This window comes from Ferrovibrio sp. (genome assembly GCF_035304305.1).
Classification (GTDB): domain Bacteria; phylum Pseudomonadota; class Alphaproteobacteria; order Ferrovibrionales; family Ferrovibrionaceae; genus Ferrovibrio.
Map to the genome: position 1 here is coordinate 1 of NZ_DATGQG010000023.1, position 16,043 is coordinate 16,043.

Annotated in this window: 17 protein-coding genes; 10 read left to right on the plus strand and 7 right to left on the minus strand. The window is 66.5% G+C overall.

What is annotated here, in order from left to right; translation table 11 throughout:
- A partial coding sequence (locus VKZ87_RS02505; RefSeq protein ID WP_324219668.1) for a TOBE-like domain-containing protein occupies nt 1–259 on the plus strand: 259 nt, incomplete at its 5' end.
- 10 nt (nt 260–269) lie between these two features.
- Here the strand turns inward: VKZ87_RS02505 and hspQ are convergent.
- Both hspQ and VKZ87_RS02515 read right to left on the minus strand, forming a co-directional pair.
- Nucleotides 270–602, minus strand: coding sequence for a heat shock protein HspQ (gene hspQ / locus VKZ87_RS02510; RefSeq protein WP_324219669.1), 333 nt, complete (start codon nt 600–602; stop codon nt 270–272).
- Between the two features lie 40 nt (nt 603–642).
- Complete coding sequence (locus tag VKZ87_RS02515; protein ID WP_324219670.1) at nt 643–1,395, minus strand: SDR family NAD(P)-dependent oxidoreductase; 753 nt, start codon at nt 1,393–1,395, stop codon at nt 643–645.
- A 98-nt stretch (nt 1,396–1,493) separates the two neighbouring features.
- On the opposite strand from VKZ87_RS02515, the gene VKZ87_RS02520 reads away from it, so the two are divergent.
- Together VKZ87_RS02520 and VKZ87_RS02525 are read left to right on the plus strand one after the other, a co-directional pair.
- Nucleotides 1,494–1,985, plus strand: a complete 492-nt coding sequence (locus tag VKZ87_RS02520) for a PAS domain-containing protein (RefSeq protein ID WP_324219671.1) — start codon at nt 1,494–1,496, stop codon at nt 1,983–1,985.
- 2 nt (nt 1,986–1,987) lie between these two features.
- Nucleotides 1,988–2,581 (plus strand): DUF924 family protein, encoded by a 594-nt coding sequence (locus VKZ87_RS02525; protein WP_324219722.1) that lies wholly within the window; start codon nt 1,988–1,990, stop codon nt 2,579–2,581.
- On the opposite strand, the gene VKZ87_RS02530 is transcribed toward VKZ87_RS02525, so the two are convergent.
- On the minus strand, nt 2,556–3,311 hold the full coding sequence (locus VKZ87_RS02530; RefSeq protein WP_324219672.1) for a winged helix-turn-helix transcriptional regulator: 756 nt from the start codon (nt 3,309–3,311) through the stop codon (nt 2,556–2,558). The genes VKZ87_RS02525 and VKZ87_RS02530 overlap by 26 nt on opposite strands.
- Nucleotides 3,312–3,418: 107 nt before the next feature.
- On the opposite strand from VKZ87_RS02530, the gene VKZ87_RS02535 reads away from it, so the two are divergent.
- Nucleotides 3,419–4,321: an alpha/beta fold hydrolase gene (locus VKZ87_RS02535; RefSeq protein WP_324219673.1), complete on the plus strand. Its 903-nt coding sequence runs from the start codon at nt 3,419–3,421 to the stop codon at nt 4,319–4,321.
- A 55-nt stretch (nt 4,322–4,376) separates the two neighbouring features.
- Nucleotides 4,377–5,516, plus strand: coding sequence for an acyl-CoA dehydrogenase family protein (locus VKZ87_RS02540; protein WP_324219674.1), 1,140 nt, complete (start codon nt 4,377–4,379; stop codon nt 5,514–5,516).
- Between the two features lie 22 nt (nt 5,517–5,538).
- On the opposite strand, the gene VKZ87_RS02545 is transcribed toward VKZ87_RS02540, so the two are convergent.
- Complete coding sequence (locus VKZ87_RS02545) at nt 5,539–6,165, minus strand: DNA-3-methyladenine glycosylase I (protein WP_324219675.1); 627 nt, start codon at nt 6,163–6,165, stop codon at nt 5,539–5,541.
- Nucleotides 6,166–6,177: 12 nt separating this feature from the next.
- Nucleotides 6,178–7,050, minus strand: a complete 873-nt coding sequence (locus VKZ87_RS02550; RefSeq protein WP_324219676.1) for a folate-binding protein — start codon at nt 7,048–7,050, stop codon at nt 6,178–6,180.
- A 140-nt stretch (nt 7,051–7,190) separates the two neighbouring features.
- On the opposite strand from VKZ87_RS02550, the gene VKZ87_RS02555 reads away from it, so the two are divergent.
- The 5 genes from VKZ87_RS02555 to VKZ87_RS02575 all read left to right on the plus strand — a co-directional run bounded on the left by VKZ87_RS02555 (nt 7,191) and on the right by VKZ87_RS02575 (nt 12,454).
- Complete coding sequence (locus VKZ87_RS02555) at nt 7,191–8,150, plus strand: glycosyltransferase family 9 protein (protein ID WP_324219677.1); 960 nt, start codon at nt 7,191–7,193, stop codon at nt 8,148–8,150.
- A 2-nt stretch (nt 8,151–8,152) separates the two neighbouring features.
- Nucleotides 8,153–8,923 (plus strand): glycosyltransferase family 2 protein, encoded by a 771-nt coding sequence (locus VKZ87_RS02560; RefSeq protein ID WP_324219678.1) that lies wholly within the window; start codon nt 8,153–8,155, stop codon nt 8,921–8,923.
- Nucleotides 8,924–8,927: 4 nt separating this feature from the next.
- Nucleotides 8,928–10,274 (plus strand): dihydroorotase, encoded by a 1,347-nt coding sequence (locus VKZ87_RS02565; RefSeq protein WP_324219679.1) that lies wholly within the window; start codon nt 8,928–8,930, stop codon nt 10,272–10,274.
- Between the two features lie 163 nt (nt 10,275–10,437).
- Nucleotides 10,438–11,433 carry a radical SAM protein gene (locus tag VKZ87_RS02570; RefSeq protein ID WP_324219680.1) on the plus strand — a complete coding sequence of 332 codons (996 nt, stop codon included), beginning with the start codon at nt 10,438–10,440 and terminating at the stop codon, nt 11,431–11,433.
- A 13-nt stretch (nt 11,434–11,446) separates the two neighbouring features.
- Nucleotides 11,447–12,454 (plus strand): GSCFA domain-containing protein, encoded by a 1,008-nt coding sequence (locus VKZ87_RS02575; protein WP_324219681.1) that lies wholly within the window; start codon nt 11,447–11,449, stop codon nt 12,452–12,454.
- A 7-nt stretch (nt 12,455–12,461) separates the two neighbouring features.
- Here the strand turns inward: VKZ87_RS02575 and VKZ87_RS02580 are convergent, their stop codons facing one another.
- Together VKZ87_RS02580 and asnB are read right to left on the minus strand one after the other, a co-directional pair.
- Nucleotides 12,462–14,240: a TylF/MycF/NovP-related O-methyltransferase gene (locus VKZ87_RS02580; RefSeq protein WP_324219682.1), complete on the minus strand. Its 1,779-nt coding sequence runs from the start codon at nt 14,238–14,240 to the stop codon at nt 12,462–12,464.
- Nucleotides 14,237–16,042, minus strand: coding sequence for an asparagine synthase (glutamine-hydrolyzing) (asnB, locus tag VKZ87_RS02585; RefSeq protein WP_324219683.1), 1,806 nt, complete (start codon nt 16,040–16,042; stop codon nt 14,237–14,239). The genes VKZ87_RS02580 and asnB overlap by 4 nt, the downstream gene beginning before the upstream one ends.
- Between the last annotated feature and the right edge of the window lies 1 nt (nt 16,043).

Here is a 16,043-nt window from a genome sequence, read left to right on the forward strand (position 1 = left end):
CGTGCATCTGCCGAACGGCCCGGCGCGGCTCTATGTGCGCCCCCATGATCTCGAGATGGAAGCCAGCGCGGACGGCCGCGCACTGGTGCGCTTCGTCTCGCCCATCGGCGCCGTGGTGCGCAGCGAGGTGGAACTGCCCGAGGGCCAGCTGGTCGAGGTGATGCAGCTGCACGAGCGCTTCGAGCAGCAGCCGCTGCAGCCGGGCGATCGCGTCGTGCTTACCGCCAAGCGCGGACAGGTCTTCCCGCCCGCGTCCTAGCCGTTTCCGGCTACATCCGGACCGGCGCGCGCCAGTCGTAACGGCCGTTCCGGAAGCCGGCGAAATGCTTCTTGATGTCGGGATGGTTCACCGGGCCGGAATCGGGATCCGGCAGCAGGTTCTGCTCCGAGACATAGGCCACGTAGGAGGACTGCGCGTTCTCGGCCAGCAGGTGATAGAAGGGCTGGTCCTTGCGCGGCCGCATGTCGGGCGGAATGGACAGCCACCATTCCTCGGTGTTGTTGAAGACCGGATCGACGTCGAAGATCACACCGCGAAAGGGAAACAGGCGATGCTTCACCACATCGCCGATCGCAAACTTGGCCTGACGCGCCTCAGCCATCGATACCCACGCCCCCACTCATCCTCTGTTTGACCGATCCTCAGTATGTTGCCCGTCCGCCGCTCAGGTCGAAGACCGCGCCGGTGGTGAACGAATTCTCCGCCGACAGCAGCCAGGCCACCATGGCGGCGATCTCGTCCACCGCGACGAAGCGGCCGCGGGGAATCTTGGACAACATATAATCGATATGCGTCTGCGTCATCTGGTCGAATATGGCGGTTTTCGCCGCCGCCGGCGTGATGCAGTTGACCGCGATATCCTGCCCGGCCAGCTCCTTGCCGAGCGACTTGGTCAGCGCGATCACGCCGGCCTTGGCCGCCGAATAGGCCGCGGCATTCGGGTTGCCCTCCTTGCCGGCCACCGAGGCGACATTGACGATGCGGCCGTAGCCCTGCTGCTTCATCAGCGGCACCACGGCCCGGCAGCAGTAGAAGACGCCGTTCAGGTCGATGTCGACGACCTCGCGCCAGGCTTCCACCGGATATTCATGCAGCGGCGCGTTCGGCCCGGCGATGCCGGCATTGTTCACCAGCAGGTCGATGCCACCGAGCGCCGCGCTGCTCTCCTCCGCCGCCGCCTCCACGGCCTTCCAGTCGGTCAGCTCCACGCTGAGCGGCACCACCCGGCCGAGGCTGCCGAGCTCGCTCGCGGCTTTCTGCGCCAGCGCGGCGTCGCGGTCCCAGATCGCCACGCTGGCGCCCGAGCGCAGCAGCCGCTCCACCACAGCGCGCCCGATGCCCTGGGCGCCCCCGGTGACCACCCCCCGTTTGCCGTGCAGATCGATCTGGTTCATGGTCTCTCCCCTTTTGCGCGAAGCTAGCAGAAGTTCTCGCGCATTTCACTGCTGGGATTGCGGCCGCGAAGCCCGTAGACTTCGTGCCGGGAGGAACGATGCCGGACGCTGCCGAATGGACGGGCGCCGACGCCTGGCTGGCAACCCTGCCGGCCCCGCTGGCGCTGTTTGTCGACTACTGGCAGGGACTGCGCGATGCCGCGGGCGGCGTGCCGCCGCGCAGCGCCGTGGACCCGCTGCAGATCCCGCGCAGCCTGCTGCCCAATATCGGACTGGTCGAGGCCCGCCCGGCAGACGGCCGCCTCAATCTGCGCTTCCGCCTGCTCGGCACCGGGCATCGGCGCGCTACCGGCCGCGATTACAGCGGCCGCAGCTTCGACGACCTCTACACGCCGGAACAGGTTGCGGCCTTCGAGCGGGAATACGGTGCCGTACTGGCCGGCGGCGAGCCCCAGCTGGCCCGGCGCTCGTCGCTGAAACTGAACCGGGAATTCATCACCTTCCGGAGAATCCTCTGCCCTCTGCTTGATGAGCAGGGCATCCCACGCCATGTCATCGGCTACTGGCACTGGGAGAACGACCAACCGTGAGCATGGACAGCACCGCCCCGGACGGAATCACGCCGGCCGCCATCCTCGATTTCTGGTTCGCCCGCGGCGATGGCGCGACGCTGCAGCCGCGCAAGGAATGGTGGGAGAAGAATCCCGCCTTCGACCGCGAGATCGAGCGGCGCTTCGGCGCGGCGGTGGAGCAGGCCCTGGCCGGCGCCTTCGAAGACTGGACCGCGACCGCAGAGGGCGCGCTGGCGCTGATCATCCTGCTCGACCAGTTCACCCGCAACATCTATCGCGGCCAGGCGAAATGCTATGCCGGCGATGAACGCGCCCGCGGCATCACCCATGCCGCGATCGGGCGCGGCTTCGACATTGCCGTGCCGCCGGTGATGCGGCAGTTCTTCTACATGCCGCTGCAGCACAGCGAGACGGTGGAGGAGCAGAATCTGAGCGTGCTGCTGTTCACCGCGCTGGAGAAGGAGCTGCCCGGCCATGACCTGCTGCACTGGGCAGAGCGGCACCGCGACGTGGTGATCGAGTTCGGCCGCTTTCCCCACCGCAACGTGATTCTCGGCCGCGAGAGCACGCCGCCGGAAATCGAGTTTCTCAGGCAGCCTGGCTCTTCATTCTGAGCACCCGCGAGGGTGGCGGCGGAGGCGGCGTGGTGATCCGGATGAAGCGCGGCACCGGCGGCTCGCTGACATCCAAGCACTCCAGGAAGAACGCCACCGCGCGCGGATCGCCTTCGAAGGCGATATGCCCCTCGCGCCGCGCCTTCTGCAGGCTGCCATGGCCATGCACCACGCGGAAGAATTCCAGCAGGTCGGCCCGCACCGTGACATCGGGATCGAATCCCATGTCGGTATAGCAGAGATCCACGGTGCCATCGCGCAGGATGTACCACCATTGCCGGATCTTGTGGTCGCGGCGCGGCACGTTGCTGAAGTCGAAATGGATGACGAAATCCCTGCCGCCCGGCGTCGGCACGCCGAACAACACCCGCATCGACCACATCAGATGCGCAACGTTGCGATCATTGTCGTCGATATGCGGCACGCGCCACTCGTTGCCCCAGGCGCCGAGCTGGTCGATCAGCGGCCGCAGCGATTCGCCTGCCGGCGTGAGCCGGTAGATGTGGCCGCGCAGGCCCGGCTGGCTGATCCGGTAGATGATGCCGTCGAGCTCGAGTTCGCGCAGCCGGCGCGCCAGCAGGCTGCGCGGCATCAGCGGCACGCCATTCTGGATCTCACCGAAGCGCTCGCTGCCGCGCATGAGTTCATACAGGATCAGCGGCGTCCACCGCCCCGTGATGACCTCGGCGGCTTTCGCCACCGGGCAGAATGAACCGTATCGAACCGCCATGACGCATGGTTTACCGCTCCGGCGAAAATCTGCCTAGTTCGAATTTTGAACTGTAAACGGCAAATGGCCGCGCGCATGGTGCGCCCCCTTCAACGAAGAGGTTTGCCATGCGCATTGAACAGTATGCGGAGCAAGTGCCGGCGGCATTGGCCCTGCTGCAGGGCTTCCCGGTCGGCTGCGGTGATACCGGACAGGGCATACCGCTTGTGCTGCTGCATTGCTCGGGCAGCGACCGCCAGCACTGGAGCCGCTGCCTCGGCGCCTGGTCCGCCGCCGGCCTCCCGCCGCGCCGCTTCCTGATGCCGGAACTGTTCGGCTGCGGCGGTACCGCCCCCTGGCCGTTCGACGGCCATCCCTCGCTGCAGGACTACGCCGCCCTGGTCGGCCACGCGCTGGCGCATGTGGATGAGCCGATCGATCTGGTCGGCCATTCCTTCGGCGGCGCCGTCGCGCTGCAGATCGCCCGCGACCGGCCGGAGACGATCGCCTCGCTGACCCTCATCGAACCGGCGGCCTTCTTCATCCTGCGCGACCAGGGTGAACGAGAGAGCCGCCTTCTGGCCGAGTTCGAGGCGCTCGGCGCCGTCATACGCGACGCCGCGGCGGAACGGGATCGCACCGCGCGGCGCCATGCCATGCGCTGCTTCGTGGAATACTGGAACGGCGCCGGGCGGTGGGATGCCTTCACGCCTGCCTTGCAGGACGCCATGACGGACATGCTCGGCGTGGTCGCCCATGACATCGCCGCAGCCCTCACCGAGGACAGCCGCCTGCGCGACTATGCCGGCCTGCCCATGCCGGTCCTGCTGATCGGCGGCCAGCATTCGCCGGCACCCGTGCGACACATGAACGCGATGCTGGCCGCCGCTCTGCCCGTGGCGCGTGCCACGGCCATCGCCGGCGCCGGTCACATGACGCCGATCACCCACGCGCCTCTGCTCAGCCACCTGATCGCCGATCACGTGGATGTGAGCGCCCGACGCCACCGTGGTTCTGAAATGGAACTTTAGCGAAGCCGGACTCCGCGCAATCTTGCGCGCCCGAATTCCTGACAGGAGAGTCGCCATGAACGTCCACCTCAAGGACAGTACGAAAATCCGCAACGCCACCGAGATCGCCCGCGCGCTGGGCCGGGACTTTGCCGCGCGCGCCGCGGACTACGACGCCACCGACAGCTTCGCGGCGGAAAATTTCCGCGAGATCAGGGAGGCCGGTTTGCTGTCCATCGGCGTGCCTGCCGAACTGGGCGGCGGCGACGCCAGCTACCGCGAGCTCTGCGGGATGCTGCGCGAGACCGCGCGCCACTGCAGCGGCACGGCGCTGGCGCTGGCCATGCACACGCATCCGCTGGCCGCCGCCGTCTGGCGCTGGCGCAAGGGCGACAAGGCGCCGGTCGAAGGTCTGCTGAAGCGCGTTGCCGCCGAGAACCTGATGCTGCTGTCGACCGGCGGCAACGACTGGCTGGGCGGTTCGGGCACCGCCGAAAAGACCGAGGGCGGTTATCTCTTCTCCGGCCGCAAGCGCTTCGTCAGCGGCTGCGAGGCCGGCGACATCCTGATGACCATGGCGCGCGAGGGCGACACCGTGCTGCATGCCGGCGTGCCGATGAAAAGTAAGGGCGTGCGCATCGAGCAGACCTGGCGAACGCTGGGCATGCGGGCCAGCGGCTCGCAGGACGTCGTGCTCGACAAGGTCTTCGTGCCCGAGGCCGCCATCGCCGTGCGGCGGCCGGCCGGGGTCTGGCATCCCTTCTTCCATCTCGTCTCGGTCATCGCCTGGCCGCTGATCTACAGCGTCTATCGCGGCGTGGCCGAGAAGCTGCGCGACGAGACAGTGACGCTCGCCATGCGCAAGCGGCAGGATGGCGACACCCTGCAGCTGATCGGCGCGCTGGATACGGCGCTGGCCGCTGCCGTCGCCGCCCACGAGCAGATGGTCGCGCTGGGTGAGACGGCGACGCCCGGCGAGGCCGTCACCTCGACGATGATGACGCTGAAACGCGTGATGACCGAGCAGATGCTGGAAGCAGCCAGCATCGCCATGGATGCGGCCGGCGGCAGCGCCTTCTACCGCGCGGCCGGAATCGAGAAGCTGTTCCGCGACATCCAGGCCGCCCGCTACCACCCGCTCGCCATGCAGCCCCAGCACCGCCTGGCCGGCCGGATCGCGCTCGGCTTCACCGCCGACGGCGGCGAGCAGAAGTAAGGTTTCCTCCTGCCCCTCGGACTTAGGCTGAAGCGCCCGTGCGGCGCTTCAGCTTTTTCACCGCCTTGTGCCGGAAGCAGTCGGTGGTGTGGTCGTTGACCATGCCGACCGCCTGCATGAAGGCATAGACGATGGTGGGGCCGACGAAGGTAAAGCCGCGCTTGCGCAGGTCCTTCGAGATCGCCTGGCTGACCGGCGTTTCCGCCGGCACCTGCTTCAGCGACGCCCATTCATTCTGCTTCGGCTTGCCGTCGACATACTTCCACAGATAGCCCGAGAAGCCGCCCTTCTCGTGTTCCATGATCTCGAGCCAGCCGCGGGCATTGGCGACCGTGCCCTCGATCTTGGCCCGGTTGCGCACGATGCCGGGATCCTGCATCAGCGCCTCAAGCTTCTTCGGCGTGTAGCGCACGATCTTCTCCGGCTGGAAGCCGTCGAAGGCGCGGCGGAAATTCTCGCGCTTGCGCAGGATGGTGATCCAGGACAGTCCGGCCTGGAAACCGTCGAGGATCAGCTTCTCGAACAGCGCGCGGTCATCCCATTCCGGCACGCCCCATTCGGTATCGTGATAGTCCACATAGAGCGGGTCCGTGCCGCACCAGCCGCAGCGGCAGCGGCCATCCTCGCCGATGATCGAGGCTCTCCCCATCTTTCCCCCAGTCTAGTCCTTTGCCGGCGCCGGCGATGCGTAGTCGGGTCGGCGCGGCGTCAGCGCGACGCCCTCGCAGTCGAGCGGCGCGCCAGACTGCATCGCCTTCGCCACGACGTCCAGCCGCAGCAGCGCGAGGCCGGCATGTTCGAAACTGCTGCGCATCTCGCCGGCTTCCTGCCCGTCGAGGGTGATGATCGTGCCGGCCGGCGGCAGGACGCTGCCGGGCGCCGCCGTGACGATGTGCAGCTGCTTCTTCACCAGGCCGCGATATTTGGTGCGCGCGGTGAGTTCCTGGCCGATATAGCAGCCCTTGCGGAAATCGACCCCGTGCAGGTCCTCGAAATGGTTCTCCAGCAGCAGGCCCTTGCCGGTCTCGATGTCGCGGGCGCCATCGGGGACGCCGAGCGCGAGACGATGGCGCTCGTAGAGTTCGGGTTCGGCGATGGTCAGGTCGGGCGTGGCATCGGCCGGCAGCCAGAGCCGCCAGCCGAGAGCGGGATGGCGGGGATCGCGAAACAGCACGCCGTCGCCCGCGATCGCGGGTTCCGCCCCCTCGCCGAACAGCGCGAAGCCCTGCCAGTCCAGTTCCGCGATCTCGATCTTTGCCCGCAGGCGGTAGAGCATCAGGCGCTTCCTGAGGTCGGCGGCGCCGGCTGCGGCGACATCCAGCAGCAGGGCATTCTCCTGCCCGACCACGAGCATGTCGTGCAGGAACTTGCCCTGCGGCGTCAGCAGCGCGGCATAGGTCGCCCGGCCCGGCGGCAATGCCGAGACGTCGTTGGAGACCAGCGCGTTGAGGAAGCTGCCCGCCTCCTCGCCGGCGATGCGCAGCAGCGTGCGGGCAGAGGGCCCCTCGGTCAGCAGCGGCGTACAGGTCAGCACGGCATTCGCCTCCGAATCGGCTTGGAAGACTGGATCTGCTTGGATAACAGGCCCGGCGCCCTCCTGACCTATGGAAGACCGGGCCGCTTGGCAAGTCCGGGGCGCCCGCCTATAACCGGCCCAACTCTGACAGGCCGGGTATGCGCATCCTCTTCATCACTGCCAACCGGCTGGGCGACGCCATTCTGTCGACCGGCCTCCTCCAGGAGCTGCATCTCCGGTTTCCCAAGGCCCGCTTCACCGTCGCCTGCGGGCCGGCCGCGGCCGGCATCTTCGCCGGGATGCCGAATCTCGAGCGCCTCATCGTCATGGAGAAGCTGCCCTGGGCGCGGCACTGGTGGGAATTGTGGAAAAAGGTCGCGACCCGGCGCTGGCGGATCATCATCGATCTGCGCGGCTCGGGCATCAGCCAGTTCCTGCTCGCCCGGCGCCGGCGCACCTTCAGCGGCGGCAGCCCGCGCCACCACAAGGTCATCGCGCTGTCGCAACTGCTGAAGCTGCCCCGTCCGGCCAGTCCGACCGTCTGGATCGGCGAGCAGCACCGCGCCGAAGCGGCACGGCTCTGGCCCGATGACGGCCGGCCGGTGCTCGCGCTGGGCCCCACGGCCAACTGGGGCGGCAAGGTCTGGCCCGGCGAGCGCTTTGCCGAACTGGCCCGGCGCCTGACCGCTGCCGACGGCATCCTGCCCGATGCCCGCATCGTCGTCTTCGGCGGCCCCGGCGAGGAGCTGCTGGCCAAACCCGCTCTGGACGGCCTGCCGCCCGAGCGGACGCTGAATCTGGTCGGCAGGCTGGACCTGCTCACCATCGCCGCGGCCATGCAGCGCAGCAGCCTCTATATCGGCAACGACAGCGGCCTGATGCATCTGGCCGCCGCCAGCGGCGTGCCCACCCTCGGCCTGTTCGGCCCGAGCAGGGAGCAGATCTACGGCCCCTGGGGCGAAAAGACCGCCGCGGTGCGCACCGATCTGAGCTACGATGAGATCATCCGCCAGAAAGATTACGACTACCGCAAGCAGGACAGCCACATGCTCACCCTGAGCGTCGAGAAGGCGCAGCGCGCCGCCGAGCATCTCTGGCGCTACTGCCGGGACGAGTGACCATGAGTGCGCCGAAGCTCTCCGCGCTGGTGGTGGCGCATAACGAGGAGGCGCAGCTCGCCGACTGCCTGGAGCGGTTGCGTTTCGCCGACGAGATCGTCGTGGTGCTGGACCGCTGCACCGACCGCTCGGCCGAGATCGCCCGCGGCTTCGGCGCGAAGCTGATCGAAGGCGCCTGGCCGCTGGAGGGCGAGCGCCGCAATACCGGCATCGACGCCTGCAGCGGCGACTGGATCCTGGAAGTCGATGCCGACGAGCGCGTGCCGCCGGAAATGGCGAAGGAAATCCGCACCGTCATCGCCACGGCGCCGTTCGCGCATTTCCTCATTCCCTTTGACAATTATGTCGGCAGGCGGCTGGTCCGCTATGGCTGGGGCGGCTCCTTCGGCGTGATGATGGCGCCCCGCCTGTTTGCCCGCGGCGCCAAGCGCTGGGGCGACCAGCGGGTGCACCCCTCGCTGGAACTGAAGGGCGAGAAGCGGTTCCTCGCCTCGCGCATGGTGCATTACGTCGACCGCGACATCAGCGACATGATCGCGCGGCTGAACCGTTACACCAGCGCCCGGGCGGCCGATCTGCGCGCGCGGCGCGCGGCCGGGGAGGATATCGGCTCCTACGGCCACAACGTGCGCCGCATCTTCAGCCGCTTCTGGAAATGCTATGTCGGTCGCAAGGGCTACCGGGAAGGCCAGTATGGCTTCCTGATCGCGCTGATGGCTGGCCTCTATCCGATCCTGAGCTATCTGAAGGCCAATCTGGAAAAGGAAGGCTGAGCCGATGCGCTACGATCTCGTCATCCGCAACGGCATGGTGGCCACGCCCAACGGCATCGAGGCCATCGATATCGGCGTGCAGGACGGCAGGATCGCCGCGCTGGACACGCTCGCCCAGGCCGATGCGGGCGAGATTTTCGACGCCAAGGGGCTGACGGTCCTGCCGGGCGTGATCGACACCCAGGTGCATTTCCGCGAACCCGGTCTGGAACACAAGGAAGACCTCGCCACCGGTACCGCGGCGGCGGCGATGGGCGGCGTGACGGCCGTGTTCGAAATGCCGAACACCAAGCCGAGCACGGCGACGCTCGCCGAGCTGCAGGACAAGGTAACGCGCGCCACCGGCCGCGCCCATTGTGACTTCGCCTTCTATGTCGGCGCCACGGCGGAGAATGTCGAGCAGCTGCCGGAACTGGAGCTGCAGCCGGGCTGCGCCGGCGTGAAGCTGTTCATGGGCGCCTCCACCGGCGATCTGCTGGTGGCCGACGACGCGACTCTGGAGCGCGTGCTGCGCCACGGCAAACGGCGCATGGCGGTGCATTGCGAGGATGAATACCGCATGCGGGAGCGCAAGCATCTCACGGAGGTGTCGGACGCGACGCCGCATCTGCATCCGGAATGGCGCGATGCGGAAAGCGCGCTGATCGCGACCCAGCGCCTGCTGCGGCTGGCGCGCAGGGTGGGCCGCCGCGTGCACGTGCTGCATGTCACCACGGCGCAGGAAATGGCCTGGCTGGCCGGCCAGAAGGACATCGCCACCGTCGAGACCACGCCGCAGCACCTGACGCTTGCCGCGCCCGACTGCTATGACCGGCTGGGGACTTACGCGCAGATGAATCCGCCGATCCGCTCGGCCGAGCATCGCGCCGCCCTGTGGGAGGCGGTGCGCAACGGCGTGGTGGACGTGATCGGCTCCGACCATGCGCCGCATACGAAGGAAGAAAAGGCAAAGCCCTATCCGCAGAGCCCGAGCGGCATGCCCGGCGTGCAGACCCTGCTGCCGCTGCTGCTCGACCACATGAACCAGGGCCGGCTGTCGCTGCAACGATTGATCGACCTGACTTCTGCCGGCGCCCAGCGCGTCTTCGGCCTGCTCGGCAAGGGCCGCATCGCGCTCGGCTACGATGCCGATTTCACTTTGGTCGACCTGAAGGCAAAGCGCGTCATCGAGGAAAGCTGGCTGAAATCGAAATGCGGCTGGTCGCCGTTCACCGGCATGAGCGTGACCGGCTGGCCCATGGCGACGATCATCCGCGGCCGGACCGCCATGCGCGACGGCGAGCTGGGACCGGCGATCGGCCAGCCGCTGCGGTTCGGAGAGAGCCTCGGGCCGGGCGGTGATCACGCGTAACCCGTTGGAACTGCCCGGCTCTTCACCCATTAACGGGTCGCTAACAAAGCTGTCTTAACCTGTCCCTGCCCGCTCAGGCCTCCGAAAACGGATGAAGGCGTGGCGTCTTTTGAGCTAGTCTTGGCAACAATGCCGCAGAATGCGGGCATGACGGAGCGGACAGATGGATATTTTCGCGGCCCCGGCCAAACTGCAGAAGCTGACGATCGAGATCACCACCCTGTGCAATCTCAAATGCGCGGGCTGTCCGCGGACCATGGGCATCAACCATGGCACCTGGGTGGACCAGCACATGGATCTCGGGCTGTTCCGCCGCATTCTCGACGGCTGGCCCGTCACCGGCTTCGTGACCCTGCATGGCATCGGCGAGCCGACGCTGCATCCGCAATTCGTCGAACTGGTCGCGATGGCGCGCCAGAGCGGCAAGTTCCAGCGCATGAAGGTAACCTCGAACGGGATTACCCGTTCGCCGGACTATTATGCCGAGGCGGTCAGGGCCGGCCTGGATGAATTCTGGATTTCGGTCGACAGCTTCGACCCCGCGATCGCCGAGCGCATGCGCTCGGGCACCAAGGTCGAGAAGCTGAAGGCCAACATCGCCGCCTGCCTCGAGCGCAAGCTGCCGCTGCACATCTCGATGGTGGTCAGCGCGGTCAACTACCGCGACATTCCCGAGACCCTGCGCCAGCTGCGCGAACTCGGCGCGCCACCGGTCCACATGCAGGAATTCCAGGATTACGGCGAACCCTATGGCCTGATGTCCACGGAGCAGCGCGAGGAGTTCATCCGCCTGGTCCAGGCCGCGGCGCCGAGCTTCAAGGGCCTGCCGGTCCTTCTGCCCAATTTCACCCGGCCCAAGGGCCATATCTGCTCCGCGCCGTGGTTCCGCCCGGCGATCACGGTGCAGGGCTATCTCACGCCCTGCTGCACGACCTTCGATCCCGCCCAGTTCGGCTACACCAATGTGGGCGAGATGAGCTTTGCGGAAGCCTGGCAGCAGCCGGGCCTGCGCAACTGGATCCGCGAATTCGTTCAGGACAGGACGCCGATCTGCACCGGCTGCCCGCTGAACCCGCGCGCCTTCGGCAACGACGAGATGCTGGGCCGCTCGGGCAAGAGCGGCGCCGAACTGCACCACGTGGAAGCCACCGCCGTATAGCGACGAGCACCGCATGTTCTTCAAGAATCTCGTCGCGGTGGACCGTCCCAACAAGAAGTGGGACCTGCTGCTGCAGGGCGGCAACCTCACGGTGCGGACGAACCGGCTGTTCAATGCCTCGCACCGCTTCTTCACCATCGGCAGCTGCTTTGCCGAGGAAGTGCGCAAGGCGCTGACCGCGAACAACATCGTCTGCTACCCGGAATACCGCCGCATCAGGGTCGATCACGCGCGCATGCGCGTCGACACGCTCCCCGCGCGCGAGCACATGAACTACTACAACACCTTCTCGATCCGGCAGGAGATCGAGCGGGCGGCGGGGCTGTGGGTGCAGGACCGCCACGACATCTGGGAGGTGCCCAAGCGGGTTCTGGTCAACGGCATCCAGCAGCCGGGCGAGGGAACCCTGTACCAGGACCCCTACCGGCGGCTGGTCTTCGGCAAGACGCCGGATGACCTCTGGGAGGCGCTGGACCAGATCAACGTGGTGATCCGCGACGGCCTGCTGAACGCCGATGCCTGCTTCATCACGCTGGGCATGACGGAAGTGTTCAAAAAGAAGAACAACGGCCTGGTCTGCAACCAGATTCCCGTCTATGCCGGCGGCGCGGGGCTGCGCGAAACCTACTTCCACCAGAGCAGCTTCGCCGAGAACTACGACAACATGAAGCGCGCGCTGACGCTGCTGAGGCAGATGAACCCGCGCATCCAGGTGGTCCTCACGGTGTCACCCGTGCCGCTGGAACGCAGCTTCAACGAATACGACGTGTTCGTCGGCAACATGGAAAGCAAGACCACGCTGCGCGCCGTGGCGGCGCAGATCTGCCGCGAGTACGACTGGGTCCACTATTTCCCGTCCTTCGAGATCGTCTGGGGCATCGGCCGCCCGGCCTACCAGGCCGACATGGTGCACGTGAACCCGAAGGTCGTGGAGGCGATCATCGGGCTGTTCATGGCGAGCCATTTCACCGACCAGGCCGGAGCGCAGCCGGCGCCGGAGCCTGCGGTCGCGCAGGCCTGAGGCCGACTCAGCGCTTGATGAACAGCCCCTGTCCGGTGGGGCTTTCCCAGATCACGTCGCCCTTCGACTGCAGGAACGCCGTCTCCGCGTCGTGACTGTCGCGGTAGCGGCGGAAGCCGAAATCGTCGAACACTATCATGCCGCCCGGCACCATGCGGTCATAGAGAATCTCGAGCGCCGCCAGTTCCGGGGCCGCGACATTGAGGTCGAGCTGCGCGAACGCGACCTTCTCGGGAAGGCCCTGGGCGAAGCTGTCCGGCACCGCGCCCTTGATGACGCGGAAACGCCCGAGCGGCTCGACGCGCTGGCGCACCTGGTCGAAAAGCTGCGGCCCGTGGCCACCCTTGCGCGCTTCCTCCGGCGGATTCTCGAACATGTCGTACAGCCACCAGGTCTTGTCCTGTACCTGGTCGAAGCCGCAGTAGCGGGCCATGACCTCCACCGTCTTGCCGTCGTAGCAGCCGACATCCATGAAGTCGCCCGGCAGCTTGAGGCAGCTGGCGGCCGCCCAGCACAGCATGTAGACGCGCCAGATGCGCGCGCGCAGGATCGAATCGTTCGCGAACGGCCTGAAGGCGTCGGCGAACCGGCCCGGCCCCAGGAAGGCCGCGTTGCGGAACCACACCATCATGTCGTCCACCGCAACCGCCCCGGTACCGGGCTTGTTCGAGCCCATGATCGACGCGGCGCCCTGGATGTGCCCCATGAAGGTCTTGCGGACCGCCGGGTCCGAGAAGGGCGGCTTGTTGTATTCCTTGTTGAACAGGGTGAAGGTCGGCGCGATGAATTCGGCCGGCGGGGCGGCAGGCGCCGGCGCGGCCGGTGCCTCAGGCGCCTTCCCCACGGCGGCAAGCTGCATCTGGCGGATCTGCTCGAGGACGTTCTTCAGCCCGCCCTTCAGATGCAGCACGTATTTGCGCCGCAGGACCTCGTAGGGATACGACGCGTTCTTCTTGCTGAAGAAATAATTGTAGTCGCTGCAGGGAAGATAGCGGACAACCGCCCCGGCAATGAAGCAGCTGTCGGCCTCGCTGATCGCGCCGCGGATGGCGGCGGTGGCGTTCAGGGAAAGCTGCCCGCCGCGCCAGCGCTTGATGTCGTTGTAGAACCTGATGACACGCTCGTCCCGGCACAGCGCCTCGTAGGTCGCGAGGTAGCGCCAGAAGAAGGCCCGCGTGGCGGGAATGTCCCGCGCGGCGGCGAAGATCACGCCCTCGTTGAGCGGCACGAAGCCGGGATCGTCGCGGAAGGTGACCGCGACATCGAAGGGCAGCTGGAAAACCCTTCCCAGCGGATGGTTGGGGAAGGCGTCGCCATCGAGAAGGACGGTGTTCGCCGCGAAGGCCTTCGACTGCATGAAGCCGTTCACGGCGACCACGCGCTCGTACATCAGCCAGGCGGGGTTGAGCGGCAGCCGCACGACGATGACGTCGTCCGGCACGAAGTCGGTCTCGTCGGACTCGCCGGTGATGAAGACGATCCGGCAGTCGGGATGATGCGCGCGGGATATCGTGAAGAAATGCGAAAGCACGGACTTGTAGTCGATGCTGCCGTGATCGCCCTTCACATCGACATAATTGATGTAACGATGCTCTTCCGGCACCTTCATATGGAAGACGACGATGTTCAGCGGCGCGGCCGGACGTCCCTCCACGGCGGCATCGAAGCGCGGCACAAGCGAGGCGACGCGCGCCGCGACATCGGCCGGCATGGTGTCGGTCGCCTGCTCCGACACATGACCCAGCCACTGATCCATCGTCATGCCGGCGAACTGGTCGCTGCTCATAGCGGGCGCTCCACGCTGTCGACCCACTTCGCCAGCACGATGCTCGACCAGAGGGCGTTGGCGTTCAGACCCTTGCTCATGAACAGGCTGCCCAGCGCGGTGGGGCGTTCACGGAAGAAGCGCGTGCCCGAAAGGCGCTGGTAGGCGGCGTTCAGCTCCGCGTTGATGCGCTCGGCATTGTTGAGGAACACGCTGGCCGGCATGCCGAATCCCTTCTTCGGCGCCAGCGCAAGCTCCTTCGGCAGATAACGCATGAGCAGGTTGCGCAGCACGGCCTTCTGCACGCCCTGTTTCGTCATGCAGATACCCAGGCTGGCCCGCGAGGCGAGTCCCATGACGACCGGATGGAGGAACGGCGTCCGCACTTCCAGACCGTGCCGCATGCTCATGCGGTCGACTTTCGCAAGAACCGCGCCCGGCAGATAGGTATCGAAATCCAGCTGCCGCAGCGCATGCAGGGCCGGGCGATACAGATGCATGAAGACGGGGGCGAACATTTCGTGGAAGCCCCTGACGGCGCCGTATCCCGCGGGAAAAGCCTTTTCCACAGCCGCGGCGGGATAGACCGGCAGCCCGCGCTCGATATAGGCCTGCACCATGGCGACCGGATGGGCGCCCGGGGTCTGGTCGTAGGCGGCGGCAAAGCCGGGATAGCGGCTGTATCCACCAAACAGCTCGTCGCCGCCATCCCCGGAAATTGCCACCGTGACATGCTTCCGTGTGAATTCCGACAGCAGATAGGTCGGCACGCAGGAGCGGTCACCGTTCGGCTCATCCATCAGCGTTCCGATGGAATCGCAGATCCGGTCGAAATCCGCCGCGGAGAAGATGTGTTCGTGATGCTCGGTACCGAGGTGTCCCGCGATCGCCCGGGCGGCGTCGTGCTCGGAGCCGGCATCCCCCTCGAATCCGATGGTGAAGGTCTTCACCTTCCGCCCGAGTTTTGCCGACAGCAGGGCGCAGGCCAGCGCCGAATCCACGCCGCTGGACAGAAACATGCCGAGCGGCACATCGCTGTTCAGGCGGTCGGTCAGCGACTGGGTCAGCGACTGCTCGAGGGCGTCCGCATAGGCATCAATCTTCTCGGCGGGAACTTCCTCGTCCTGATTGATGCTGAAGACATGGAAGCGGCGGGCACTGATCCGCCCGTCCCGCTCGATCTGCATGATCGTTCCGGGCACCAGCTTCCGGATCGGGTCCAGGATCGAATAGGGCGCCGGCGTGTAGCGGAGCGTGAAGTAGAGCGCCAGCGCTTCCTCGGAAAGCGAAACCGGCAGCTCGTTCACCGCCAGCAGGGCCCGCAGCTCGGAGGCGAATGCGAAGAACCCGTCGCCCGCGGCATAGTAGAGCGGCTTTTCGCCGGCGCGGTCGCGCGCCAGCGTCAGGCGGCCCGTTTCACGATCGTAGATCGCCAGCGCGAACATCCCGTCCAGACTCGGAAACAGGTCGATGCCGAACTGGCTGAAGCCCGCCAGCAGAACTTCGGTATCGGTTCCGGTGCGGAACTGGTGACCCAGCTTTTCCAGCTTTCCGCGCAGCCAGCGGAAATTGTAGATCTCGCCGTTGAAGGTGATGACGTAGCGTTCGTCGTGCGAGGTCATCGGCTGATGACCCTCGGCCGAGAGATCGAGAATGCTCAGGCGCGTGTGGCCGAGATGGCAGTAGTTTTCCGGATCTGCCCATTGCCCGCGGTTATCCGGACCGCGATGCGCGATCGCGGCATTCATGCGGCTGATGGTCGCCTGGATGTCGTCAGGCGATCGCCGGTTCTGGAAATTTAGATAACCGGCAATGCCGCACATG

Excerpts from the sequence above, each read along its gene's own strand:
- VKZ87_RS02535 (WP_324219673.1), top strand. The coding sequence starts at position 3,419 with ATGCGCATTGAACAGTATGCGGAGCAAGTGCCGGCGGCATTGGCCCTG.
- VKZ87_RS02580 (WP_324219682.1), bottom strand. The coding sequence starts at position 14,240 with ATGAGCAGCGACCAGTTCGCCGGCATGACGATGGATCAGTGGCTGGGT.
- VKZ87_RS02530 (WP_324219672.1), bottom strand. The coding sequence starts at position 3,311 with ATGGCGGTTCGATACGGTTCATTCTGCCCGGTGGCGAAAGCCGCCGAG.
- VKZ87_RS02575 (WP_324219681.1), top strand. The coding sequence starts at position 11,447 with ATGTTCTTCAAGAATCTCGTCGCGGTGGACCGTCCCAACAAGAAGTGG.
- VKZ87_RS02520 (WP_324219671.1), top strand. The coding sequence starts at position 1,494 with ATGCCGGACGCTGCCGAATGGACGGGCGCCGACGCCTGGCTGGCAACC.
- hspQ (WP_324219669.1), bottom strand. The coding sequence starts at position 602 with ATGGCTGAGGCGCGTCAGGCCAAGTTTGCGATCGGCGATGTGGTGAAG.
- VKZ87_RS02515 (WP_324219670.1), bottom strand. The coding sequence starts at position 1,395 with ATGAACCAGATCGATCTGCACGGCAAACGGGGGGTGGTCACCGGGGGC.
- VKZ87_RS02555 (WP_324219677.1), top strand. The coding sequence starts at position 7,191 with ATGCGCATCCTCTTCATCACTGCCAACCGGCTGGGCGACGCCATTCTG.
- VKZ87_RS02525 (WP_324219722.1), top strand. The coding sequence starts at position 1,988 with ATGGACAGCACCGCCCCGGACGGAATCACGCCGGCCGCCATCCTCGAT.
- VKZ87_RS02560 (WP_324219678.1), top strand. The coding sequence starts at position 8,153 with ATGAGTGCGCCGAAGCTCTCCGCGCTGGTGGTGGCGCATAACGAGGAG.
- asnB (WP_324219683.1), bottom strand. The coding sequence starts at position 16,042 with ATGTGCGGCATTGCCGGTTATCTAAATTTCCAGAACCGGCGATCGCCT.
- VKZ87_RS02570 (WP_324219680.1), top strand. The coding sequence starts at position 10,438 with ATGGATATTTTCGCGGCCCCGGCCAAACTGCAGAAGCTGACGATCGAG.
- VKZ87_RS02565 (WP_324219679.1), top strand. The coding sequence starts at position 8,928 with ATGCGCTACGATCTCGTCATCCGCAACGGCATGGTGGCCACGCCCAAC.
- VKZ87_RS02540 (WP_324219674.1), top strand. The coding sequence starts at position 4,377 with ATGAACGTCCACCTCAAGGACAGTACGAAAATCCGCAACGCCACCGAG.
- VKZ87_RS02545 (WP_324219675.1), bottom strand. The coding sequence starts at position 6,165 with ATGGGGAGAGCCTCGATCATCGGCGAGGATGGCCGCTGCCGCTGCGGC.